This window comes from Actinotalea sp. JY-7876 (genome assembly GCF_014042015.1).
Taxonomy (GTDB): domain Bacteria; phylum Actinomycetota; class Actinomycetes; order Actinomycetales; family Cellulomonadaceae; genus Actinotalea.
This window is the reverse complement of the sequence record NZ_CP059493.1, coordinates 61,344-84,577: the sequence shown is the minus strand read 5'-3', so window position 1 is coordinate 84,577 and position 23,234 is coordinate 61,344. Positions and strand designations below refer to the sequence as shown.

Genomic DNA, 23,234 nt, shown 5'->3' with positions numbered 1-23,234 from the left:
GGGACGCGGTGCCCCGTGGGGAGCGCCGATTGTGCGGGTACACCTGGAGAGAGCCCGGACTTCACCCGTGATGACGCGGTTTTCACCCCCACTTCTCGCGCGGTCACCCTTGCGAGGGTCCGGACGGCCCGCTAGGGGCCCGAGATCATGTGGAGGCGCAGGTCACAGCCGCGCCCGGGCCGCGCGGGCCGCGTCGGCGGTTCACCCGGACGGAGCAGCCCGTCGCGGGCCTCCGCGGCCCGTCAGCCCTCGACGAGCTCGGCGTACTCCTGCGCGCTCAGCAGCGGACCCGTCGCGACGACCTCGACGCGCAGGAGCCACCCGCGGCCGTACGGGTCGGAGTTGACGAGCGCGGGGTCGGCGACGGCGTCGTCGTTGACGGCCACGACGGTGCCGGTCACCGGGGAGTAGATCTCCGACACCGACTTGGTGGACTCGATCTCCCCGCACACGGCGCCCGCCGTCACCTGCGACCCGACCTCGGGCAGCTCGAGGTAGACGACGTCGCCGAGCGCGTCCGCGGCGGTGGCCGTCACGCCGATCGTGGCGGGGTCCCCGGTCGTGAGCCACTCGTGCTCGGCGGTGTACTGCAGCTCGGTCGGGATCGCGCTCACGGAGGTCTCCTCGGGTCGACGGCGGCGTGCCGGGTGGTGGTGGCGGGCCGGCGCCGGCCCGCCGGGTCTCAGGTGCTGCTGCTGGGACGGCGGTAGAAGGGCAGGGCGACGACCCGCACCGGCTCGTGCCGCCCGCGCACGTCGACGACGAGCTCGGTCCCGGGCGCGCACACCTCGGGCGTCACGTACGCCATCGCGATCGGGTGGCCGAGGGTGGGCGACGGCCCGCCCGAGGTGACGTACCCGGCCCGGATGCCGCTCTCGGTCAGCACCGGGTAGCCGTGACGGGCGGCCCGGCGGCCGAGCCCTTCGAGGCCCACGAGCACCCGCGAGGGCTGGGCGCCCGCCCGGGCCCGCAGCGGCTCCCGCCCGACGAACGGCACCGGCTCCCCCTCGGCGTCGACCTTGTCGAGCCGCACCACGCGGCCGAGGCCGGCGTCGTGCGGCGCCGTCGTGCGGTCCAGCTCGTGGCCGTACAGCGGCATGCCCGCCTCGAGGCGCAGGCTGTCGCGCGCCGCCAGGCCCGCGGGCACGAGGCCCGCCGGCTGCCCCGCGGCGAGCAGCGAGCGCCACACGGCCGGGGCGTCGCCGGCCGGGAGGAACAGCTCGAACCCGTCCTCGCCCGTGTAGCCGGTGCGCGCCACCATGGCGACGACGACGCCGCCGTCGGCCGCGAGCGTGGCCGTCGTCGCCGCGTAGTACCGCAGGTCCGCGACGGCGGCGCGCTCGGCCTCGTCGGGGACCAGCGCCGTCACGATCGCCTCGGCCGCCGGGCCCTGCACGGCGACGAGCGCCGTGGCGGCGGACTCGTCCGCGACCTCGACGTCGGGTCCGGTGCAGCGCGCCTCGAGCTCGGCGAGCACGACGTCCGCGTTGGACGCGTTCGCGACGACCAGGAAGTCGTCGTCCGCGCGGCGATAGACGACGAGGTCGTCGATCACGCCGCCGTCCTCGGCGCACAGCATCGTGTAGCGCGCCCGCCCGACGGCGAGCGCCGACAGGTGCCCGACGAGCGCCCGGTCGAGCGCCGCGCCCGCGCCGGCACCCGCGACCCGGATCTCGCCCATGTGCGAGAGGTCGAAGAGCCCGGCGGCCTCGCGGACCGCGCGGTGCTCGGCCAGGTCGGAGGTGTAGCGCAGGGGCATCGACCACCCGGCGAACGGCGTCATCGTCGCGCCGAGCGCGACGTGCTCGGCGTCGAGCGGGCCCGGGCGGGCGGGCTCCGTCGCCGTGGTGGCCTCGGGGGACTCGGGGTTGCTCACACGTACTCCTCGATCGGCGGGCACGAGCAGACCAGGTTGCGGTCACCGGCAGCCTGGTCGATCCGGCGGACCGGCGGCCAGTACTTGCCGGCCCGCAGGCCCGGCACGGGGAACGCCGCGGTCTCGCGGCTGTACGGACGATCCCACGAGTCGGAGACGACCATGGTCGCGGTGTGCGGCGCGCCGCGCAGCGGGGAGTCGGCGGCCGACCACGTGCCGGCCTCGACCTCGGCGATCTCCGCACGGATCGCGAGCATCGCGGCGACGAAGCGGTCGAGCTCGCCCAGGTCCTCGCTCTCGGTCGGCTCCACCATGAGCGTGCCCGGCACGGGGAACGACAGCGTCGGGGCGTGGAAGCCGTAGTCCATGAGGCGCTTGGCCACGTCCTCGGCGGTCACGCCGGTCGCGGCCGTCAGCGGCCGCAGGTCGAGGATGCACTCGTGGGCCACGTGGCCGCCGGGACCGGTGAACAGGACGGGGAAGTGGTCCTTGAGGCGGGTGGCCAGGTAGTTCGCACCGAGCACCGCCACCTCCGTCGCCCGGCGCAGGCCCTGCGCGCCCATGAGCGCCACGTACGCCCACGAGATCGGCAGGATGCCGGCCGACCCGTGCGGCGCCGCCGAGACCTGCGTCGCGCCCCGCCCGGGCAGGAAGGGGACGAGGTGCTCGGCCACGGCGACCGGCCCGACGCCGGGGCCGCCGCCGCCGTGCGGGATGCAGAAGGTCTTGTGCAGGTTGAGGTGGCTGACGTCCCCGCCCAGGTCACCGGGCTGCGCGAGCCCGACGAGCGCGTTGAGGTTGGCGCCGTCGATGTAGACCTGGCCGCCCGCGGCGTGCACGAGGTCGCAGACCTCGCGCACGTGCGCCTCGTAGACGCCGTGCGTCGACGGGTAGGTGATCATGATCGCGGCCACGTCGTCGGCGTGCTCGTCCAGGCGCGCGCGCAGGTCCCCGAGGTCGACCTCGCCGTCGGCCGCGGTCTTGACCACGACGACGCGCATGCCCGCGAGCACGGCCGACGCCGCGTTGGTCCCGTGCGCGCTCGCGGGGATGAGGCACACCGTGCGCTCCCCCTGGCCGCGTGAGCGGTGGTACGCGCGGATGGCGAGCAGGCCCGCGAGCTCGCCCTGCGAGCCGGCGTTGGGCTGCACGCTGGCCGCCGCGTAGCCCGTGATGCGCGCGAGCCACTCCTCGAGCTGGGTGATCAGCTCGCGGTAGCCGAGCGCCTGGTCGGCGGGCGCGAGCGGGTGCAGGTCGGCGAAGCCCGGCCAGCTGATGGGCTCCATCTCCACGGCGGCGTTGAGCTTCATCGTGCAGGAGCCGAGCGGGATCATCGTGCGGTCGAGCGCGAGGTCCTTGTCCGCGAGGGACCGCAGGTACCGCATCATCGCGGTCTCGCTGCGGTAGCGGTGGAACGTGGGGTGCTCCAGGTAGCCGGAGGTCCGTCGCAGGCCCGCGGGGATCCCGACGGTCCCGGCGTCGCGCGCCTCACCCGCCCCGACGACCTCCGCGAAGGCGGCGACGACGTCGGCCACGTGACCAGGGGTCGTCAGCTCGTCGGTCGTGACCTGGACGGTGTCCGCGTCCGGGCTCCACAGGTTGATGCCGCGGGCGCGGGCGGCGGCGAGCACGTCGGCCGCGCGACCGGCGACGCGGGTGCGGACCGTGTCGAAGAAGCTGTCGTGGACGACCTCGACGCCCGCGCCACGCAGGTCGGCCGCGAGCGCCGCCGCACGGTCGTGGACCTGCTCCGCGATCGCCCGCAGCCCGTCGGGGCCGTGGTAGGTGGCGTACGCGCTCGCCACGACCGCGAGCAGGGCCTGGGCGGTGCAGATGTTGCTGGTGGCCTTGTCCCGGCGGATGTGCTGCTCGCGCGTCTGCAGCGCGAGGCGGTACGCCACCGCGCCGTCCGCGTCCGTGCTCACCCCGACGAGGCGGCCCGGCAGCGTGCGCTCGAGGCCGTGGCGGACGCTGATGAAGGCGGCGTGCGGGCCGCCGTAGAACATCGGGACGCCGAAGCGCTGCGCCGAGCCGACGGCGACGTCGGCGCCGAGCTCGCCGGGCGGGGTCAGGAGCGTGAGCGAGAGGAGGTCGGCGGCGACCGTGACGAGCGCGCCGCGCTCGTGCGCCTGCTCGACCAGCGCGCGCAGGTCGCGCACGCGCCCGGAGGCGCCCGGCTGCTGGACGACGACGCCGACCGGGTCGACGACGTCGTCGGGAAGGCCGTGGGTGAGGTCGGCGACGACCAGCGGCAGGCCGATCGCCTCGGCGCGGCCGCGGACCACGGCGAGGGTCTGGGGCAACGTGTCGGCGTCGACGACGACGGCGCCGTCGGGCCGGCCCTTGACCGCGCGGCGCATGAGGAGCACGGCCTCGGTGACGGCCGTCGCCTCGTCGAGCAGTGAGGCGCCCGCGACCGGGAGGGCCGTGAGGTCGCTGACGACGGTCTGGAAGTTGAGGAGCGCCTCGAGCCGGCCCTGGCTGATCTCCGGCTGGTAGGGCGTGTAGGCCGTGTACCAGGCGGGGTTCTCGAGCACGTTGCGGCGGATCACGGGCGGGGTGGACGTGCCGTGGTAGCCCTGGCCGATCATCGAGACCAGGACCTCGTTGCGGTTCGCGAGCGCCCGCAGGTCCCGCAGCACCTCCTGCTCGCTGCGCGCCTGTGGCAGCTCCAGCTCGGCGGACATGCGGATCTCGGCGGGGACGGCGTCGTCGATCAGCGCGTCCAGGCTGCTCGCGCCGACGGCGGCGAGCATGGTCGCGATGTGGGCGTCGCGCGGGCCGACGTGGCGGTCCGCGAAGTCCCGGGCGGCGGGGGTCGGCTGGGTCGTCGGCTGGTTCACGCGGGCGGCTCCGATGACGTGCCCGGACATGCCGGACGGTGGCTGGGCCTCCCCGCTCTGTCATCGTGGGCCGGGGCCCTGACCTGAGAGTTTGGCCGCACGCCCGGGGGCGAGCGACGTGCACCGTCGGTGGACCGGGCGGCAGGGCCGACGGGTCGCTTTCCAGAGTTGCCTCGCTGCGGCGGTACGTGGGCCTGAGAGATTCCCGGGGAGGGCCTTGCTCCTTCGGCGTCGCGACCGGGGTCGCGAGCTCTCCCACCGCAGCTCGAGCAGCGTGTTCGGTTGTGGGGCCAGCGTAGACCGCACCCGGCCGCATGCCGAGGGGGGTCCACCGACGCCGGCGCCGCGTCCGCTCAGGGCCGCAGCGTCGCCTGCCACGCGACGATGCGGTCGACGGCCTCGTCGACGACGTCGGGCGGGGACGCGAACGCGAGCCGGACCCAGCCGTCGCCGTCGACCGCGTCGAAGTCCGTGCCGGGCGTCAGCGCGACGCCGGCCTCGTCGAGCAGCCGCGCGCACCAGGTCACCGAGTCGAGCCCCGAGTCCGACACGTCGGCGTAGAGGTAGAACGCGCCGTCGGGCGGCGCGACCCGCCAGCCCAGCTCGGGCAGCCGGCGCAGCAGCAGCTCGCGCGACGCGCGGTACGTCGCGACCTCCGCCTCCGCAGCCGCGTAGCCCTGGGGTGTGAGCGCCGCAAGGGCGGCGTGCTGCGCCAGCCCCGGCGGGGACAGCGCGACGTTGCCCGCGAGCGCGTCGACCGGCGCCACGAGGTCCGGCGGCAGGACGAGCCACCCGAGACGCCACCCGGTCATCGCCCAGTACTTGGAGAACGACGACACGACGACGGCGCCCGCCTCGGTGGCTCCCGCGGCCGTCGCCCCGACGCCGCCGTCGTACGTGATGCCGTGGTAGATCTCGTCGCTGACCAGCCGGACGTCGAACTGGGCGCACCACCGCTCGAGCGCCGCGAGCTCCGCCGGCGCGAGCATGGTGCCCGTCGGGTTGGCCGGGCTGGCCACGACGACGCCGTCCAGGCCGCCGTCGTAGTACGCCGCCATGAGCTGGTCGACGGTGGGCTGGTACCGGGACTCCGCGCCGCAGGCCAGCTCGACGACCTCGACGCCGAGCGAGCGCAGGATGTTCTTGTACGCGGGGTAGCCGGGACGCGCGAGCGCCACGCGGTCGCCGGGGTCGAACGCCGCGAGGAAGGCGAGCAGGAAGCCCCCCGACGACCCGGTGGTGATGGCCACGCGGGCCGGGTCGACGTCGACGTCGTACCAGCGCCGGTAGTGCTCGGCCACGGCGCGGCGCAGCGCCGGAGCGCCGACCGCCTCGGTGTAGCCGACGTCGCCCGCGGCCAGCAGCGCCGCCGCGTGCTCCCGGACGACCGGCGACGCCCCGTGCAGCGGCTGGCCGACGCACAGGTTGACGATCGAGGCCCCAGCGTCGCGGCGCGCGTTCGCGGCGGCGAGCACCTCCATCACGGCGAACGGCGTGACGTGCGAGCGGCGCGAGACCTTCATGCGGTCATCCTCGCGCGCCGCACCGGGGCGATGTCGCCGTCAGTCGAAGTCGAGGATGTCGCTGAGCCACGACTCGCGCTTCTTCTTGCGGTAGTAAGGGCTGCGCGGGTCCTTGCGCGGGTCGTAGTCCGAGCGGTGGCGACGGTCGTCGTCGTAGCCGCGGTCGTCGCGGTAGCCCCGGTCGTCGCGGTAGCCGCGGTCGTCCCGGTAGCCGGGCCCGGGAGCGCCGTAGGCCGGGACCTGCGGAGGAAGGTCCTGGACGGACGAGGGAGTCGTCGGCGGGACGTAGGCGGTGACCGGCTCCGGCGCGACCGCCGGCGCCTGCGTGGCGGCGCGGTCGAGGATCTTGTCGAGCTCGCCGCGGTCCAGCCACACACCGCGGCACGTGGGGCAGTAGTCGATCTCGACCCCCTGCCGCTCGGACATGACGAGGTCGACTCCGTCGATGGGGCACTTCATGGCAGCTCCTCGGGCCGGGGGCGAGGCTGTCGGGCGCCTCGTCGGGTCAACGTAGCCCGGCCCCCGGACGTGCCCGCTCCCGCCCGAGCGCCGCGAGCACGTGGTCGACGACGCCGTCGGCCGCGGCCTCGACCTCCGCGAGCGTGACCTCGAACCCCGACTCCTCGCCGTACCAGGGGTCGTCGACGTCGAGCAGGTGCTCGGGCCCGCCCCGCGGCGCCGCGGGGTCGAACGTGCGGAACATGCGGATGCGCTCGGCGAGGGCGGCGTCGCCGCGCGCGAGCCGGCGCAGCGCGGAGGCGTGGGACGCCGTCATCGGGAGCACGAGGTCGCGCTCCGCCAGGTCTGCCGGGCGCACCTGCCGGGCCCGGTGCTCGGGGACGGGGTAACCGTGCGCGGCCAGCACCCGGCGTGCCCGCGGGTCGATCGGGTTCCCTTGCTCCTCGTCGCTGACGCCCGTCGAGTCGACGACGACGTCGTCCGCCAGGCCCGCCTCCGCGAACCGTTCGCGCAGGACGACCTCGGCCATGGGGGACCGGCAGATGTTGCCGGTGCAGACGGTCATGACGCGGTAGGGGGTGTCGCGCGTGTCGCTCATCGACCCATTGTCGACCGCCTGCCGCGTCGCCGCCGCTCGTCCCAGGCGTGCTCCTAGAGTGCTCCCCATGATGGAGGACCCCCGCATCACCCGCCCCAAGGAGCCGTGGGCGGTGAGCTTCGGCGTGCTCGGGGTCTTCGCCGGCTGCGTCGTGACCGCGCTCGTCTTCATGGGGCTCGTGTACACGGTGCTCTCGGCCGCGCCCGCGGGAGAGCTGGACGCCGCGGGGATCGAGGCCACGCCGGCCCGGCTCGCGCTGCTCATCGGGGGGTTCGCCGCGCTCGCGATCCTCGTCGTCGGGCCGACGCTCGCCTTCGGCATCGGGTGGCTGCTGCGGCGTGTGCGCAGCCAGTCGCTGCACGTCCTCGCGTTCGGGGCGCTCGGCATCGTCGTCGGCGCCGTCGGCGGGTTCCTCGTGGGCGGGCCGTCGTTCGCCAACATCCTCGCCGCGATGCTCGGGGCGTCGGCGGCGCTGGGGCGGGCCGCGCTCGCGCCGTTCGCCCGGGTCTGAGGCCGGCGGGGTCTGCGGCCGGCGGGGTCCGAGGCCGGCGGGGTCTGGGGCGGTCCGGGTCAGGCCCGGGCGGGTCCGGGCACGGAACAGCCCGTGGGTCGCGGGCCTTGTCGGCCGGCCGCCGTGCTGGACGATGCACGGCCCCCACGGGCTGCGGTGACTGCCTGGGTCTCGCTGCCGCTCGGCGGCTCGGGACCGGAGGCAATCCGTCCGATCTGCTCGGGCGACTAGCGGGCAGTCACCTCACGCGTCCGAAGAGAAATCATCTTCTGGACCACCTCCTCTCCCGTGTCCCCCGACGGTACGTCCGCCCCCGCACCCCTGCCAAGCACTTTCCCGGCGCTCCACGCCGTCCCCACCACCGTCCCCACCCACCGCACGCCGAGCACGTCCGAACCCACCCAGCACGTCCGTCGGGCAGGACGTGCTCGCGTCGAACGGACGTGCTCGGCGGCTGAGTGGGGTGGGGCTGGGTGGTTCGGTGGCGCCGGCGGTGGGTGGCCGGCGGTGGGCGTCGGGTGGTGGGTGGGCGGCGTTATGGTCGGGGCAGCGACCGGGCGGGCGGCAGCCGTCCGGCACATCCCCCGGACGGAAGGTCTCGATGCGCGCGACGACGGTCGTGGCGGCTCTCGCCCTCACGAGCGCCCTGCTGGTCGCCTGCACCCCGGCGCCCGGGCCGCAGGGTGGCACGCCCGCCCCGACGCCGACGCCCGAGGCGGTGCACTCCCCCGCCGTGCGGCTGCCCGGCGAGCCGGTCACCGTGCTCGACAGCACCGACGCCGCCACGCGCGCCGCCGGCACGAGCGCCGCGTTCTTCGCCGAGGCCGCCGTCGCCGTCGTCGTGCCCGCGGGCGACGTCGCCGGGCAGCTGGAGGCGAGCGCCGCGGCGGTCTCGCTGGGAGTGCCCCTGCTGCTCACCGACGGCTCGACGGTGCCGGACGCGACCGCGGCAGAGCTCGAGCGGCTCGGCGTCGAGGCCGTGCTGATCGCGGGCGGCCTCGGGCGGGACGACGTCCGCGACGGCGGCCTCGACGTCCCGGTGATCGTCGAGGCGGCGACGGACCCGGCGCGCGCCGACGACGTGCTGCGCGTCCCGGCGCTGCCCGTCCCGGCTCCCGCGCCGGGCGGCGAGGTCGCGGCCGTCGCCGCCCTCGACCCCGCGTCCGTCGCGACCCAGGCGCCGACGGACGAGGACACGGACGGCGGCACGGACGAGGGCACGGAAGACGAGCGGACGGACGAGCAGGACGACCAGGCCGCGTCCGGCCCGAGCAGCGCGACGTCGTCCGCGGGCGGCGGGGAGGCCGCCTCGGAGGAGGTCGTCCAGCGGCTCCCGCTCACGGAGCGGGCCGACGCACCCCCCGGTGGCCTCCTGCTCACGACCGGGGACGCCGGCGACCTCGCCGCGGTCGCGACCGCGCGGGCCGCGGGGGTCCCGGTCGTCGTCGTGCCCGGAGGCGACCCCAGGGCGACGAGCGCCGCCGTGCAGGGCGTCGCGGCCGCGCAGCCGACGTCGACCGTCGCGCTCGGCGCCGCGTTCGGCACGGCGCCGGACCTGGGCTGGCGCGTGGCGACCGCCGCGACGGGCGTCGAGCTCCCCGGCGGTGGGCAGGTCCTGTTCCCGGGGCGGCGCCTGGTGGCGATGTACGGGACGCCGCACTTCGCCGCGCTCGGCATCCTCGGCGAGCAGGACGTGCCCGCGAGCATCGCGCGCGCCCAGGGCCTCGCGGCCTCCTACCAGCCGCTGACCGCCGACGTCGTCGTACCCGCGTTCGAGATCATCGTCACCGTCGCGTCGGCCGGCGCCGGACCGGACGGCAACTACAGCAACGAGCTGCCCGTCGAGTCGTTCGTGCCGTGGGTGGAGGCCGCCCGGGACGCCGGCGTCTACGTGGTCATCGACCTCCAGCCCGGCCGGACGGACTTCCTCACGCAGGCGCAGCAGTACGAGCCCCTGCTGCGGTACCCGAACGTGGGCCTCGCGCTCGACCCGGAGTGGCGCCTCGCGCCCGACCAGGTGCACCTGCGGCAGATCGGCTCCGTGCACGCCGACGAGGTCAACGCCACCGGGGCCTGGCTCGCGGAGCTCACGCGCACGCACGCGCTGCCGCAGAAGCTGTTCGTGCTGCACCAGTTCAGCCACCGCATGATCCAGGCGCGCGAGACGGTGGCGACGTCCTACCCGGAGCTGTCGGTGATGATCCACGTCGACGGGCAGGGCAGCCAGCCCGCGAAGGCGGGGACGTGGGGCTCGCTGCAGCAGGGGGCGCCCGCCGGCCTCACCTGGGGCTGGAAGAACTTCATCGACGAGGACGTCCCGATGCTCGCGCCCGACCAGACGTACGCGGTGCAGCCCGTGCCGGAGCTCGTCACCTACCAGTGAGGCCGCGCCCGGGAGGCGGGCGTCGGAGCGCGGGCGTCAGACCGAGCGGATCGGCTGGCTCGGCAGCAGGGCGTTGAAGCACGCGCGCTCGCCCGCGATCGCGGCCCAGCGGGCGAGGACCTGCGGGGGGACCGCGACGTCGACGTCCTCGAGCGACGGTGCGGCGGCGTTGCCGTGGTCGTTCATGGGGGCCCGCTCTCGTTCGGTGACCCGGCTGACCCCTGCGGGGTCCCGTGGTTTTGCGTCCCCGCCTCGCGACGGGTTTGCCTTTTCGCTGTCGGGTCGACAGTAGGCCTCCCCGGCGGCGACGCGGGACCATCATCACCCGTTCAGGGGAGCCGTTTCACCCACCGCGCGGCGTGTCGCGGCCCGGATCCCGGGCCAGGACGCTCATCCCGGCCGAGTTCCCGCCGATAGGTGGGCGGGACGACCGGAGGAGGCGTGGTGGAGGCAGTCGCCGCCGTGGGCCAGCGCATGGGGGAGATCGAGAGCCGCCTCGCGGCGCTCGGCTACGGGCGCGCCCCGGGAGGGGTGCTCGGCGGCCCCGCCGCGACGCCGCCGGGCACGACCACGGGCACGACCGGCACGACGTCGGGCACCTTCGAGCAGGCCCTCGCCGCGGAGGTCTCCCGCGGGGGCACCACCGCGGCCGGCGTCGGCGGCGGCAAGGCGCTGGTCGACGCGAAGGGCGTGCCGCTCGAGCTGCGGCACCACGGCAACGGCACCGTCCCGGCCGAGGCGCTCAGCGCGGTCGACGGCGTGTCCGGCCACCGGATGTGGGCCCCGGCCGCGCGTTCGCTCGAGGCGATGCGGGCGGCGGCGGCGCGCGACGGCGTCACGATCGGGGTCACCGACACCTACCGGACCCTCGCCTCGCAGGAGGACCTGGTCGCACGCAAGGGCCTCTACTCCCAGGGCGGGCTCGCGGCCGCACCGGGAACGAGCATGCACGGCTGGGGCGTGGCGGCGGACCTCAAGCTCGACGCCGCCGCCCAGGCGTGGATGCGCACCAACGCCGGGACGTACGGCTTCGTCGAGGACACCCCGCGCGAGCCCTGGCACTGGGGCTACCACCCGACGCACTGACGCCTCTCGGCGCAGGGCGTCAGACGGTGAGGAGCGAGAGGCGGCCGGTGCCGTAGCCGGCGATGTCGACCGCCATGTCGAGCCGGGGGACGTACGCCAGCGTCCACGTCCGCACATCGGCGGGCAGCACCTCGCGCGGCGCGTACGCCTCGTAGAGCCGCACGTGGGGCGCGCCGTCGAGGTTGAACAGCGACGCCATGATGTTGAGGATCTCCGCGGCGTTGTCGTAGAGCGCCGGCGTGAGGAGCCCGGAGGCGAGGACGTCGTCCGCCGCGGCAGCGGGCATCAGCGCGATCGCGACGCCCGCCCGCGCCGCGAGGGGCAGGTCCATGAGCACGATCGCGCGCAGGCCGAGCGTGTCGTCGACGTAGGCGGCGACGAGCGCGCCCCCCGGCGCGAGCGGGTCCACCGGAGCGGCCCCGACGCGCGCCACGACGTCGCGGCCGAGCAGGCCCTCGAGCAGCTCCCGGACGTCGAGCGCGGCGGGCAGCGGGCTGGTCGCGGCGCTCATGCGAGGAACGGCTCGATCGTGTCGCGGAAGACCTCGGCGCTGAACGGCTTGGCGATGAGGAACAGGGCGCCCTCGGCCTCCGCCTGCGCGCGCATCTCCGCGGAGCCCTCGGAGGTCACGAAGCCGAACGGCGTGTCGATGCCCGCCCCGCGCATCGCCCGCAGCAGCTCGATGCCCGTCATCTCGGGCATGTTCCAGTCCGAGAGCACGAGGTCCGGGTCCTGCTCACGCACGACCGCGAGCCCGGCGGCGCCGTCGGGCGCCTCGAGGACCTCCCACTCGAAGCCGGCCTGCCGCAACGTGCGGATCACGATCTGGCGCATCACGCGGCTGTCGTCGGTCACGAGGACTCTCATCGGTACCACCTCGGTCGATCGGTCGTTCTGGTCGGTTCACCGGGGCGTCGCTGCCCGGCCGGGGGCGGGACGGGCGCGGTCACGTCAGCGTCCACAGCGCCACCTCGAGCGGGCGCCCGCGCCACTCCAGGTTCAGCAGGTGCAGCAGGTCGCCGGACGCGGCGGGTCGCACCCGGTCGACGACGGGCAGGCCGAGCGCCCGCGGGTCCGCCACCAGCGCCTTGACGTTGCCGCCGACGACGTTGGCGACCTCCCCCAGGGCATCGACCAGGTCCTCGTCCGCCACGGACTCCGCGGGCCCCATCGCGAGCAGGGCGCGCGTGAGCAGCGCGGCCGTCTCCTCCTCGGTGCTCAGCAGCACCCGGCTCGCGTGCGTCCCGTGGACGTCGACCCACGCGTGGATCCCGTGCTCGAGTGCCGGGGCGTCGCCGGCCCAGGGGCGCACACCGCCCGGCTCGCCGTCGACCATGGCCGCGAAGACCTCCTCGGCGATCGCCAGCACGGGGTCGGCGTCCCCGACCAGGCCGAGGTCGGCGGCGGTCATGAGAGCTCCTCCTGCCGGACGAGCCCGAGAAGCTCCAGCTTGGCCCGGATCGCGTCGGGGGTGAACGGCTTGATGACGTACTCGTGCGCCCCGGCCGCCAGCGCCCGCACGATCTGGCCGTGCTCGCTCTCGGTCGTGACCATCATGAGCGTCACGTCGCGCCACGCGCGGTTGGCCCGGACCGCCGTGACGAACTGCAGCCCGTCCATGACCGGCATGTTCCAGTCGATGCAGCACAGGTCCACGGGCGTGCCCGCCTCGAGCACGTCGAGCGCCGCGCGGCCGTCCCCGGCCTCCACGGTCTCGAAGCCCAGCGGATGCAGCGACGCGGAGACGATGCGTCGCATGACGCGCGAGTCGTCGATCACCAGTGCCCTCATGCTGCCCTCCGAGCCGCGAGCTTGTAGACGGAGCCGCGGGCGATGCCCAGGCGGTCCCAGCCGTCGTCGACGCCGAGGGTCGTCTCGGCCGCGCCGAGCAGCAGGTAGCCGCCCGGCCGCACGACCTGGCGCACGCGGCGCAGCACGTCGCGCTTGGTCGCCAGGTCGAAGTAGATGAGCACGTTGCGCAGGAAGACGACGTCGAACGGCCCCCCGGCGGGAGGAGGCCCGAGGAGGTTGTGCTTCTCGACCGTCACGGCCTGGCGCAGTGCCGCCGAGACCTGCCACTCGGTCCCCGCGCGCGTGAAGTGCCTGACGAGCATGGGGGCGGGCAGGCCGCGGTTGACCTCGAGCTGGGTGTAGCGGCCCGCACGGGCCCGCTCGACCATCCGCTGCGACAGGTCCGTCGCGGTGATCCGCACCGGCAGGGCGGGCACCAGGTCCGCCAGCACCATCGCGATCGAGTACGGCTCCTGGCCGCTGGAGCACGCCGCGGACCACACGCGCAGCGGTCCCGCGCCGGCACCGCGCGCCGCGACCAGATCGGGCACCACGTGCTGCGCCAGGGCGGTGAACGGCTGGGCGTCGCGGAACCAGGAGGTCTCGTTCGTCGTGAGCGCCTCGACGACGCCCTCGACGACGGCCGGGTGGGCGGCGGTCCTGACGTGGCGGACGTAGGAGTCGACGTCCGCCACGCCGGCGGCGCGCGCGAGCGGCAGCAGCCGGCTCTCGACGAGGTACTCCTTGCCCGGCTCGAGCTGGATCGCGCTGCGGCGGCGGACGACGTCGGCCACCCAGGCGAAGGTGTCGGGCGCGAGGCTCACGGCGCCGCCCGGAGTGCCGGCTCGGCCGTCACGCGCGCGATCCGCGCGGCGATGTCCTCGACGCCCTCCACGGCGTGCGCGAGGCCCGCCGTCGCGACCGCACCCGGCATGCCCCACACGACGCTCGAGGCCTCGTCCTGCACGACGACGGTCCCGCCCGCGTCGCCGACGGCCTCGCACCCCGCGCGGCCGTCGGACCCCATGCCCGTGAGCACGACGGCGAGCAGGTCGCCGCCGTAGACGGTCACCGCGGAGCGGATCATGACGTCGACGGCGGGCCGGCAGAAGTTCACGGGCGGCCCCTGGTGCAGGCGCGTGCGCGCGCCGGACGGCGCCCCGACCAGCTCGAGGTGCTGGTCGCCGGGGGCGACGTAGACGGTGCCCGGCTCGAGGACCTGGTGGTCGCAGGCCTCGACGACGCTGCTCGGGCCGAGCCGGTCGAGCCGCGCCGCGAGCTGCCTGGTGAAGACGGGCGGCATGTGCTGGACGATCACGAGCGGGACCGGCAGGGCGGGCAGCAGGCGCAGGAGCCGCGAGAGCGCCTCCGGCCCGCCGGTCGACGAGCCGAGCACGATCGCCCGCACCGGGCGTCGCGCGGGCGCCGGGCGGAGCCGGACGGGCTCGCGCGCGGGGCGCGCCGGGGCGCCGGTGCCGGCGCGGGGCACGGGCAGGCCGGGTCCCGTGGCGGCCCGGCCGGCCGGGGCGCCCGGGGCGCCCGCCCGGGACGTCACCGACCGCGCGGCGAAGGCCCGGATCCTCGGGATCAGCTCGGTGGCGACCTGGGCGAGCGAGGCCTGCACGCTGCCGACGTTCGCCGGCTTGGCCACGTAGTCGGTCGCCCCGGCCGCGAGCGCGTCCAGGGTCGCGACGGCGCCGCGCTCGGTGAGCGTCGAGAACATGATGATCGGCATCCGGTGCCCGGCACGACGCAGGGTCCGGACGGCCTCGACGCCGTCCATGACGGGCATCTCGAGGTCCATCGTCACGACGTCAGGGCGCAGCTGCTCGACCTTCGCGACCGCGATCTGCCCGTTCGCGGCGACGCCGACGACCTCGATCTGCGGGTCCTGCTGCAGGACGTCGGTGACGAGCCGGCGGACGACGACCGAGTCGTCGACCACCAGCACCCTGATCGGCGTCACGTCGGTCCTCCGCTTCCTCGCGCGGTGACCCGCGCAGTGTCCAGATCGGCCACGGCGGACCGGTTGTGAGCACCGGGGCCCGCACCGCCGGGCGTCAGTACGTGAACGCCGAGGCGCGGTTGCGCAGGTCGGCGGCCATCTGCGCGAGCTCCAGCGTCGAGGCCTGCAGCTGGCTCACGACCTCGGCGGAGGAGGCCGCGGCCGACGCCACGCCGGTGATGTTGGCCGCGATCTCGCCGGAGCCGGCCGCGGCCTCGGCGACGCCGCGGCTCATCTCGTTCGTCGTGGCCGTCTGCTCCTCGACCGCGCTCGCGATCGTCAGCTGGTAGTCGTTGATCGACGCGATGATCTGCGAGATCTCGCTGATCGCGGCGACGGCCGTCGCCGTGTCCGACTGGATCGCCTCGACGCGACGCGCGATGTCCTCCGTGGCGCGGGCGGTCTCCCGGGCGAGGTCCTTGACCTCGCCGGCGACGACGGCGAAGCCCTTGCCCGCCTCGCCGGCGCGCGCGGCCTCGATGGTCGCGTTGAGCGCCAGGAGGTTCGTCTGCTCCGCGATCGACGTGATGACCTTGACGACGTTGCCGATCTCCTGCGACGACGTTCCGAGCTGCGCGACCGACGACGTCGTCGTCTGCGCGACGTCGGTGGCGCGCGCGGCCACGCGGGCGGCCTCGTTGGCGTTCTGCGCGATCTCGCGGATCGAGGCGCCCATCTGCTCCGCACCGGCGGCGACCGCCTGGACGTTGCGCGAGACCTCCTCCGCCGCCGAGGCGACGACGCCGGCCTGGGCGCTGGTCTCCTCCGAGGCGGCCGCGAACTGCCCGCCCGCGGCGGACATCTCCTCGCTCGTGGCGGCGATGGTCGTGCTCGCCTCCCCGACCTGCGCGAGCGTGCTGCGCAGCGAGTGCTGCGCGGTGCGCAGGGCACCGGCCATGCGGCCGATCTCGTCGGCGCTCCGGACGTCGGCCTCCACCGTGAGGTCACCCTCGGCCATCGCCTCGAGCGAGGCCTGCACGCGGCCGAGGGAGCTCCGGATCGACCGCGCCGTGACGACGCCGATGGCCGCCGCGAGCGCGAGCCCGAGGGGCACCACGACCAGGGTCGCCGTCGTCGCGGTGGCGGCCTCGTGCTCCGCGCCGGCCGCGATGTCGGCGACGTACCCCGCGGTCTGCGCCTCGAGCCCCTCGAGGTCCGCGACGAACGCGGCGACGAGCGGGTCGGCCTGCTCGGCCCGGACCTGCTCGACGAGCGCGCGGTCGCCGGCCATGGCCGCCGGGAGGAGTGCGGTGTCACGGACCTCCTGCCAGGCCTGCCAGTCGGTGAGGAAGCCGTTCCAGTACGGGTCGTCGGGCCCGACCTCGGCCGTGAGGGCGTCGATGGCGACCTGGATGTCGGCGTCGGTCCGCTCGATCTGCTCGGCGAACTGGCCGCGCAGCTCCGCCGTGTCCGCGGCCGCCACCTCCGCGACCAGCATCCGCGCCGTGATCTCCTCCTGGTGCACGACCGCGACGTTCGTGGCGAAGCCGCTCTGGACGGTGGCGAGGTGCGCGGCGTCCGCAGCGACGGTCCGCAGGTTCACGACGCCGAGCGCCCCGCCCACGACGGCCGCGATCGCCATGACACCGACGGCCCCGAGGACCTTGCTCATGACGCCGCGGTCGGCCAGCAGCCGGGGCGGGCCGCCTGTCGACGGGTCGGACGCCGGGGCGGGCTGCGCGAGAGGGCTCGGCGCGGTGCGCTGGGACGTGAGGGACATCGGGTGGGGTGCTCCTTGGTACGGGGCCGCGCGCGGGGCGCGGGTGATGAGGGGACGACCGCCGTGGGCCGAGGGGGCGCGAGGGGCGCGGGCTCAGGCGGCGACCGCGCGGTCGACGTCGAGCGCGAGCAGGAGGCGGTCCTCGAGCTTGAAGGCGCCGGTGACCAGGCCGCGGAGCGAGGGTGCGAGCGTGTCGGGCGGCATCTCGAACGCGTCGTCGTCGACGTCGATGACGTCGCCGATCTCGTCGACGAGCAGGCTGATCGGCTCCCCGCCCACCTGCACGACGACCATCATCGGCCGCGCCGAGGGCGGCAGCGGATCCAGGCCGAGGCACACCCGCAGGTCGATGGTCAGGACGACCTGACCGCGCAGGTTGACCAGGCCCGCGACCGCGGCAGGGGCCATCGGCACGGCGGTGCGGGGCTGGAAGCGCAGGGCCTCCTGGACCCGCATGACGTCGACGCCGTAGTGCGCGCCCTCGAGGGTGAAGGTGGCGAGCTGGCGGCTCATCGGGTCGCTCCCACGAGGACGTCGAGGTGGTCGAGGTCGGCCGGGTCGAGGACGGCGAGGTCCGCGGGCGCGGGCTCGTCGGCGAAGAACAGCGGGTCGGCGGCGGCGACGGCGGCCCGCACGTCGAGCAGCTCGGTCACCTTGTCCTCGAGGACCGTCGACCCGAGCGTCCCGTGGTCACCGAGGTCGCTGTGCGCGGCGACGTCGTCGTCCACGATGTCGACGATCTCGTCGACCACGATGGCGACGCTGCGCCCCCGGCGCGAGGACACGACGACCGTGAGCTCGTCGCGCTCGTCGCGCTCGTCGCCACCGCCCGCGGCGGCGAGCAGGCGGTCGAGGCGGACGACGGGCGTGATCGCTCCGCGGTACTGGATGACCTCGCGCCCGCCCACGTGCTCCAGGACGTCGGCGGGCAGCTTCTCGAGGCGGGTCACGGCCGCGAGCGGGATCGCGACGCGGCGCCCTCCGCCGATGCCCGCGACGAGCACCGGCACGGTCTCGACGACGGCGGCACGGTCCTCGGCGGACCGGGCGCGCTCGAGGCCGCCGTCGCCGACCATGGCCCGGCGGCCGATCGCCTGCACGTCGAGGATGAGCGAGACGCGGCCGTCGCCGAGCAGGGTGGCGCCCGCGTACAGGCCGATCGCCTTGAGCCGGCCGGAGAGCGGCTTGACGACGATCTCCTCGGTGTTCAGGACGCGGTCGACGAGCAGGCCGAAGCGCTGGGTGTCCGCCTGCAGGACGGTGATCACGGCACCGGCACGGTCCGCCCTGGCGGGCCGGCCGAGCACCTCGCGCAGGTCCACGAGGGGCAGGAGCTCGCCGCGGAGCCGGTAGACCGGTGCCGAGCGGACGTACTCGATGGCGCCCGAGGCCTGCGCGTCGAGCGCGACGAGCTCCAGCAGGCTGACCTGCGGGATCGCGTAGAGCTCACCGTCGCAGGCCACCGTGAGCGCCGGCATGATCGCGAGGGTCAGCGGGATCCGCAGCCGCCACGTCGTGCCCGTCCCGAGCTCGGAGTCGACGTCGACCGTGCCGCCGATCGCCTCGATCCGGGTCCGGACCACGTCCATCCCCACGCCGCGGCCGGAGACGTTGGTGACGGACTCGGCGGTCGAGAAGCCGGGCAGGAAGAGCAGCTGGAGGAGCTCGCTCGCGGCGGCGTCCGCCACCTGCTCGGCCGTGCGCAGGCCGCGGTCGACCGCCTTGGCCGCGACGCGCGCGACGTCGATCCCCGCGCCGTCGTCGCTCACCTCCACGACCACCTGGCCACCCGCGTGGTACGCACGCAGCGACACGACGCCCTGCGCGGGCTTGCCCGCGGCGCTCCGCGCGGCGGGCGCCTCGACGCCGTGGTCGACGGCGTTGCGGATGAGGTGCGTCAGCGGGTCCTTGACCGCCTCGAGGAGGCTGCGGTCGAGCTCGGTGTCACCCCCGGTCAGCTCGACGCGCACCTGCTTGTCGCACGCGGCGGCGACGTCGCGCACCATGCGCGGCACCTTCGACCAGACGTGCTCGATGGGCTGCATGCGCGTCTTCATGACGCCCTCCTGCAGCTCCGAGGCGATGAGGCTCAGGCGCTGGGCCGCGCGCACGAGGTCGACGTCGGTCGTCCCACCGGCGAGCCGCGAGATGGCGTTGCGCGCCAGGACCAGCTCGCCGACCTGACGCATGAGCGCGTCCAGGAGGTCGACGTCGACGCGGATGGAGCCGTCCGCGGCCGAGCGCGACGCGGCCGGCTCCGGCTCGGCCGGGTCGGGCTCGCGGTCGGCCGACGCGGCGGGGCCGGCCTGCTTGGCGCGGATGGTGCGCGAGGCGGGCGGGGCGGACGCAGGCGCCGGCACGGGCACTGGCACCTCGGGGACGGACGCCTCGGGCGCGGGGAGATCCTCGCGGTGCTCGACCGGGGCCGTCGCGCCGGCGTCGGGCGAGCCGGCGCCCGGCGTCCCGGCGAGGAGCGTCTCGATGCGTCGCACCACGGCGTCGACATCGACCTCGCCCTCGCCGCCGTCGGACTCGATGCGGCGCAGGACGTCGCGCACGACGTCGACCATCTGCAGGAGCACGTCGGTGGTGCCGTGGTCCATCGAGCGCAGGCCGTCGCGGAGCTCGACCAGCAGGTTCTCGCCGGCGTGCGTGACGCGCTCGAGCGCCGAGAAGGCCAGGAAGCCGCTCGTGCCCTTGATCGTGTGGATCGTGCGGAAGATGCTGCTCAGCAGGTCCCGTGAGCCGGGGGCCGCCTCGAGGGCGACCAGGTCCGAGTCCAGCTGGTCGAGGTTCTCATGGCTCTCGACCAGGAACTCGTGGACGATCTCGTCCAGGTCCTCCACAACGCCCTCCATGGCATGCCGCAGGAGGCGGATCCTCCGCCCCTCACCGGCACCATCGGTCGCCGGGGGGCGGACGTGAGGGTCAGTCGCCGGCCGGACGCCCCGTCGGGGGCCGCAGCGCCTTGAGCGACTCCTCCGCGGCGGGGTCCGCGGAACGGGCGGCCTCCACGTTCGCGCGCGTCACGGCCTCGAGGACCTCGGCGCGGTTGACGCGCACGTCGCGCGGCGCGTCGATGCCGATCCGCACGCCGTCGCTGCGCACGTCGATGATCGTGATGACGATGTTGTCGCCGATCACCAGGCGTTCGCCCACACGGCGACTCAGCACGAGCATGGAGCGAGACTAACCCCCGACTCACTCCCAGGTCGCGTCCTCGCTGAGGCGTTCGCTCAGCACGGCCGCCCAGACCACGGGCGACGCCGGCAGGCCGTCGAGCCAGCCGACCGGCAGGCCGAGGTTGAGGACCGCCCCGGGAGCCTGCGCCTCGAAGCCCCCCATGACCGCCACCGCGTCGAGCGGGCGCCGGGCGCCCGTGTTCCGCAGCCAGCGGCGCGTCTCCGCGACGCGGCGGCGCGCGTCCACGACCGCCCAGGCCTGGTCGGGTGCGAGCGCCTCGAGCAGCTGCGCGCCGGCGTCGTGGCGCCCGTCCGCCGCGGTGGCCACCCCCAGCGCGACGAGCGTCACGGCCCCGCCGTCCGCGCCCGCGCGCACGCGCGCCGCCTCGTCGGGCGTCCGGACGCGGCGCCCCTCCCCCGGGCGGGACGCCGCCTCGCCGGCCAGCACGACGTCCGGCGCGTCGATGCCCGCCCGGTACGCCATCTGCATCGCCGTGCGCAGCGCGGCGTCCGGTTCGCCGACCACGACCACGACGCCGCCGTCCAGGCGCAGCACGGGGGCCGGCGGGAAGCGCCGCACCAGCGTCGAGAGCGGCACGGCCGCGTGCAGGTCGCCCAGGCCCGCCAGGTACGACGTCGGCAGGCCGAGCTCGAGCAGCAGCCCGACGGTCGCACCCGCCGCGGGCGGGGCGGGTGGCGCAGGGTCGGGCGTGAGCGGCGGCGACGCGCGGTCCGGCACGGCGTCGTCCACGACGTCGTCCGCGAGCACGACGTCGTCCACCGCGACGGCGACGTCGTCGGCCGGTGCCGCGGTGCGGGCCTGGGGCCCGACGATCTGGCCCAGCGACTCGAGGACCTCGGCGAACGACGGGCTGGTCGTCGAGATCTCGGGCTCCGGGGCCGTCACCGCCTCGGCCGCCTCGGCGGCGTCCGCCGCGTCCAGCAGCGCCTCGATGCCCGCCGCGCCGCCGTCGGCCCCGGCCGCGTCGCCGGGCCGCGCGCCGCGCTGGTGGATCCGGCGGCCGGGGTGCACGCGGTGGGGCGCGTCCGGGACCTCGACGGTCAGCTCGTAGTGCTCCTTGGCGAAGAACCCGCCGATGCCGCCGGTGCGGATCCGCTCCGCCTTGACGATGCGGGCGCCCGGACCCATCTCGGTCTTGACCCGCAGCATCAGCGAGCGCAGGTCCTCACCGTCAAGCAGCAATCGCGTGGGCATCGCTCAGCACCCCCACGGTCTCGATCTGCAGGCCGGCACCGGTGACCTCGCCGTAGGAGAGCACCGCCAGGCGCGGGAGCGCCAGCGCCACCGTACGGCGCAGGGCGGGCCGCAGGGCGGGGGCGCACACGAGCACCGCCTCCCGGCCGCTCGCCTCGCCCTGCGCGACGACCTGGCGCAGCGAGGCGAGGAGGCGCTCGAGCCGGTTCGGGTCGACCAGCAGCTGGGAGCCGCCGTCGCCCGGACGCACGGACTCGACGAGCTGCTGCTCGAGGGAGGGGTCGAGGGTCACGACGCGGAGCACGCCGTCCTGCGCGTACGGCGCCGCGAGCGCAGGCCCGAGCGCGCGGCGCGCGGCCTCGACCAGGCCCTCGGGGTCCGTGCTGACCTTCGCGCGCAGCGTCAGGCCCTCGTAGATGCGCGAGAGGTCGCGCACCGGGACCTGCTCGGCGAGCAGGCCCTGCAGCACGCGCTGGATCTCGCCGAGCGTCAGCAGGTTGGGCACGAGCTCCTCGACGACCGACGGGTTGACCTGCTTGACGCCCTCCGTCAGCACGCGCACGTCCTCGCGGGAGAGCAGGCGCGAGGCGTTGGCGTCGATGATCGCGCCGAGGTGGGTGATGAGCACCGAGACCCGGTCGACGACCGTCGCGCCCATCATCTCGGCCGAGTGGCGCAGCTCGGCGGGGATCCACTTGCCCGGCAGCCCGAAGACGGGCTCGACGACAGGCGTGCCGCCGATGCCCTCGAGGTTGTCGCCGAGCGCGAGCAGGCGGCCGCCCGGCGCCTCGCCGCGGCCCACCTCCACGCCAGCGATCCGCACGGCGTAGGTCGAGCGCGGCAGGTCCACCGAGTCGCGCGTGCGCACCGGCGGGACGACGAAGCCGAGCTCCATCGCGACCTTGCGCCGCAGGCCGCGCACGCGCGCCAGCAGGTCCTGGTCGGTGCCGGAGCCCACCATGTCCACGAGGTCCGGCGCGAGCAGGATCTCCAGCGCGTGCACGCGCATCTGCTCGATGAGGGCCTCGGGCGTCTCGGCCTGCGCGGGACGCGTCGGGTCGGCGACGTCTGCCACCTCTGCCGCGGCAGCGGCAGCCTGGGAGATGCCGACGCGCCACGCGCCCACGAGCAGGAGCGCGCCGACGAGCACGAACGGGATCTTGGGCAGGCCGGGGATCAGCGCGAGGGCGATCGCGGCGGCGCCGGCGATCTGCAGCGCGGTCCGCGACTGGGTCAGCTGCGAGCCGGCCGCGGTGCCCATGTCCGCCTCGGCGGTGGCACGCGTGACGATGAGACCGGTGGAGACGGACATCAGCAGGGCGGGGATCTGGGTGACGAGGCCGTCGCCGATGGTCAGGAGGCTGAACCGCTCGAGCGCCTCCCCCGCGGACATGCCCATCTGCATCATGCCGATCGCGAACCCGCCGAGCAGGTTGATGACCGTGATGATGATGCCCGCGATGGCGTCGCCCTTGACGAACTTGGAGCCACCGTCCATCGCGCCGTAGAAGTCGGCCTCGGCGGCGACGTCCGCGCGGCGCTTGCGCGCGGTGTCCTCGTCGATGAGGCCCGAGTTGAGGTCCGCGTCGATCGCCATCTGCTTGCCGGGCATCGCGTCGAGCGTGAAGCGGGCGCCGACCTCGGCCACGCGGCCCGCGCCGTTGGTGATGACGGCGAACTGGATGACCACGAGGATCAGGAAGATCACGAGGCCGATGACGATCGAGCCGCCGACGACGAAGTGGCCGAACGCCTCGATGACCTCGCCCGCGAAGCCGTCACGCAGCACGAGCCGCGTGGAGGCCACGTTGAGGCCGAGGCGGAACAGGGTCAGGACCAGCAGGAGCGACGGGAACACCGAGAAGTCGAGCGGGCGCTTGACGTACATGCTGGTCAGCAGCACCACGAGCGAGATCGTGATGTTGAGGACGAGCAGCACGTCGAGCAGCGCCGCCGGCAGCGGCACGACGAGCAGCAGGACGATGCCGACGACGCCGACGGGCACGCCCAGGGCCATGATCTGCTTGGCCTTCATCGGGGG

The 23,234-nt window shown here is 75.2% G+C and carries 22 protein-coding genes and 2 riboswitches; of the genes, 3 read left to right on the top strand and 19 right to left on the bottom strand.

Annotated elements, in window-relative coordinates; translation table 11 throughout:
- Nucleotides 1-242 precede the first annotated feature (242 nt).
- The 6 genes from gcvH to H2O74_RS00415 form a co-directional block, all read right to left on the bottom strand.
- Nucleotides 243-614, bottom strand: a complete 372-nt coding sequence (gcvH, locus tag H2O74_RS00440) for a glycine cleavage system protein GcvH (protein WP_182112626.1) — start codon at nt 612-614, stop codon at nt 243-245.
- Nucleotides 615-682: 68 nt separating this feature from the next.
- The gene (gcvT, locus tag H2O74_RS00435; RefSeq protein ID WP_304518602.1) at nt 683-1,876 is read right to left on the bottom strand and encodes a glycine cleavage system aminomethyltransferase GcvT; all 1,194 of its coding nucleotides are present in this window, start codon (nt 1,874-1,876) and stop codon (nt 683-685) included.
- Nucleotides 1,873-4,749, bottom strand: coding sequence for an aminomethyl-transferring glycine dehydrogenase (gene gcvP / locus H2O74_RS00430; protein ID WP_182112625.1), 2,877 nt, complete (start codon nt 4,747-4,749; stop codon nt 1,873-1,875). Before gcvP ends, gcvT begins: the two co-directional genes overlap by 4 nt.
- Nucleotides 4,750-4,891: 142 nt before the next feature.
- Nucleotides 4,892-4,987, bottom strand: a riboswitch (glycine riboswitch).
- An 85-nt stretch (nt 4,988-5,072) separates the two neighbouring features.
- Nucleotides 5,073-6,242: a pyridoxal phosphate-dependent aminotransferase gene (locus H2O74_RS00425; RefSeq protein ID WP_182112624.1), complete on the bottom strand. Its 1,170-nt coding sequence runs from the start codon at nt 6,240-6,242 to the stop codon at nt 5,073-5,075.
- Nucleotides 6,243-6,281: 39 nt separating this feature from the next.
- Complete coding sequence (locus tag H2O74_RS00420) at nt 6,282-6,701, bottom strand: zf-TFIIB domain-containing protein (protein WP_182112623.1); 420 nt, start codon at nt 6,699-6,701, stop codon at nt 6,282-6,284.
- A 46-nt stretch (nt 6,702-6,747) separates the two neighbouring features.
- The gene (locus tag H2O74_RS00415; RefSeq protein ID WP_255491704.1) at nt 6,748-7,299 is read right to left on the bottom strand and encodes a low molecular weight protein-tyrosine-phosphatase; all 552 of its coding nucleotides are present in this window, start codon (nt 7,297-7,299) and stop codon (nt 6,748-6,750) included.
- Between the two features lie 67 nt (nt 7,300-7,366).
- Between H2O74_RS00415 and H2O74_RS00410 the strand changes: the two genes are divergently transcribed.
- Together H2O74_RS00410 and H2O74_RS00405 are read left to right on the top strand one after the other, a co-directional pair.
- Nucleotides 7,367-7,810 (top strand): hypothetical protein, encoded by a 444-nt coding sequence (locus H2O74_RS00410; protein ID WP_182112622.1) that lies wholly within the window; start codon nt 7,367-7,369, stop codon nt 7,808-7,810.
- Between the two features lie 601 nt (nt 7,811-8,411).
- On the top strand, nt 8,412-10,193 hold the full coding sequence (locus tag H2O74_RS00405; RefSeq protein ID WP_182112621.1) for a hypothetical protein: 1,782 nt from the start codon (nt 8,412-8,414) through the stop codon (nt 10,191-10,193).
- Nucleotides 10,194-10,229: 36 nt separating this feature from the next.
- Here H2O74_RS00405 and H2O74_RS00400 read toward each other — a convergent pair whose 3' ends face one another.
- Complete coding sequence (locus H2O74_RS00400; protein ID WP_182112620.1) at nt 10,230-10,379, bottom strand: hypothetical protein; 150 nt, start codon at nt 10,377-10,379, stop codon at nt 10,230-10,232.
- A 15-nt stretch (nt 10,380-10,394) separates the two neighbouring features.
- Nucleotides 10,395-10,471, bottom strand: a riboswitch (cyclic di-GMP riboswitch).
- Nucleotides 10,472-10,637: 166 nt separating this feature from the next.
- On the opposite strand from H2O74_RS00400, the gene H2O74_RS00395 reads away from it, so the two are divergent.
- Nucleotides 10,638-11,279 (top strand): D-alanyl-D-alanine carboxypeptidase family protein, encoded by a 642-nt coding sequence (locus tag H2O74_RS00395; protein WP_255491703.1) that lies wholly within the window; start codon nt 10,638-10,640, stop codon nt 11,277-11,279.
- A 19-nt stretch (nt 11,280-11,298) separates the two neighbouring features.
- Here H2O74_RS00395 and H2O74_RS00390 read toward each other — a convergent pair whose 3' ends face one another.
- From H2O74_RS00390 to H2O74_RS00335, 12 genes are all read right to left on the bottom strand, one after another.
- Entirely contained in the window at nt 11,299-11,790 is a 492-nt protein-coding gene (locus tag H2O74_RS00390) for a hypothetical protein (RefSeq protein WP_182112619.1), read from the bottom strand.
- Nucleotides 11,787-12,146 carry a response regulator gene (locus H2O74_RS00385; RefSeq protein WP_182112618.1) on the bottom strand — a complete coding sequence of 120 codons (360 nt, stop codon included), beginning with the start codon at nt 12,144-12,146 and terminating at the stop codon, nt 11,787-11,789. Before H2O74_RS00385 ends, H2O74_RS00390 begins: the two co-directional genes overlap by 4 nt.
- Before the next feature lie 79 nt (nt 12,147-12,225).
- Entirely contained in the window at nt 12,226-12,690 is a 465-nt protein-coding gene (locus H2O74_RS00380; RefSeq protein WP_182112617.1) for a chemotaxis protein CheX, read from the bottom strand.
- Nucleotides 12,687-13,070 (bottom strand): response regulator, encoded by a 384-nt coding sequence (locus tag H2O74_RS00375; RefSeq protein WP_182112616.1) that lies wholly within the window; start codon nt 13,068-13,070, stop codon nt 12,687-12,689. The genes H2O74_RS00380 and H2O74_RS00375 overlap by 4 nt, the downstream gene beginning before the upstream one ends.
- Nucleotides 13,067-13,894 carry a protein-glutamate O-methyltransferase CheR gene (locus H2O74_RS00370; RefSeq protein WP_182112615.1) on the bottom strand — a complete coding sequence of 276 codons (828 nt, stop codon included), beginning with the start codon at nt 13,892-13,894 and terminating at the stop codon, nt 13,067-13,069. Before H2O74_RS00370 ends, H2O74_RS00375 begins: the two co-directional genes overlap by 4 nt.
- Nucleotides 13,891-15,036, bottom strand: a complete 1,146-nt coding sequence (gene cheB / locus H2O74_RS00365; protein ID WP_182112614.1) for a chemotaxis-specific protein-glutamate methyltransferase CheB — start codon at nt 15,034-15,036, stop codon at nt 13,891-13,893. The genes H2O74_RS00370 and cheB overlap by 4 nt, the downstream gene beginning before the upstream one ends.
- 94 nt (nt 15,037-15,130) lie before the next feature.
- Nucleotides 15,131-16,795, bottom strand: a complete 1,665-nt coding sequence (locus tag H2O74_RS00360; protein ID WP_255491701.1) for a methyl-accepting chemotaxis protein — start codon at nt 16,793-16,795, stop codon at nt 15,131-15,133.
- A 93-nt stretch (nt 16,796-16,888) separates the two neighbouring features.
- Nucleotides 16,889-17,308, bottom strand: a complete 420-nt coding sequence (locus H2O74_RS00355) for a chemotaxis protein CheW (protein ID WP_182112613.1) — start codon at nt 17,306-17,308, stop codon at nt 16,889-16,891.
- Nucleotides 17,305-19,641 carry a chemotaxis protein CheA gene (locus H2O74_RS00350; protein ID WP_182112612.1) on the bottom strand — a complete coding sequence of 779 codons (2,337 nt, stop codon included), beginning with the start codon at nt 19,639-19,641 and terminating at the stop codon, nt 17,305-17,307. The genes H2O74_RS00355 and H2O74_RS00350 overlap by 4 nt, the downstream gene beginning before the upstream one ends.
- A gap of 82 nt (nt 19,642-19,723) precedes the next feature.
- Entirely contained in the window at nt 19,724-19,975 is a 252-nt protein-coding gene (csrA, locus tag H2O74_RS00345; protein ID WP_182112611.1) for a carbon storage regulator CsrA, read from the bottom strand.
- 21 nt (nt 19,976-19,996) lie between these two features.
- On the bottom strand, nt 19,997-21,193 hold the full coding sequence (locus tag H2O74_RS00340; RefSeq protein WP_182112610.1) for a hypothetical protein: 1,197 nt from the start codon (nt 21,191-21,193) through the stop codon (nt 19,997-19,999).
- Nucleotides 21,171-23,228 (bottom strand): flagellar biosynthesis protein FlhA, encoded by a 2,058-nt coding sequence (locus H2O74_RS00335; protein WP_182112609.1) that lies wholly within the window; start codon nt 23,226-23,228, stop codon nt 21,171-21,173. The genes H2O74_RS00340 and H2O74_RS00335 overlap by 23 nt, the downstream gene beginning before the upstream one ends.
- Between the last annotated feature and the right edge of the window lie 6 nt (nt 23,229-23,234).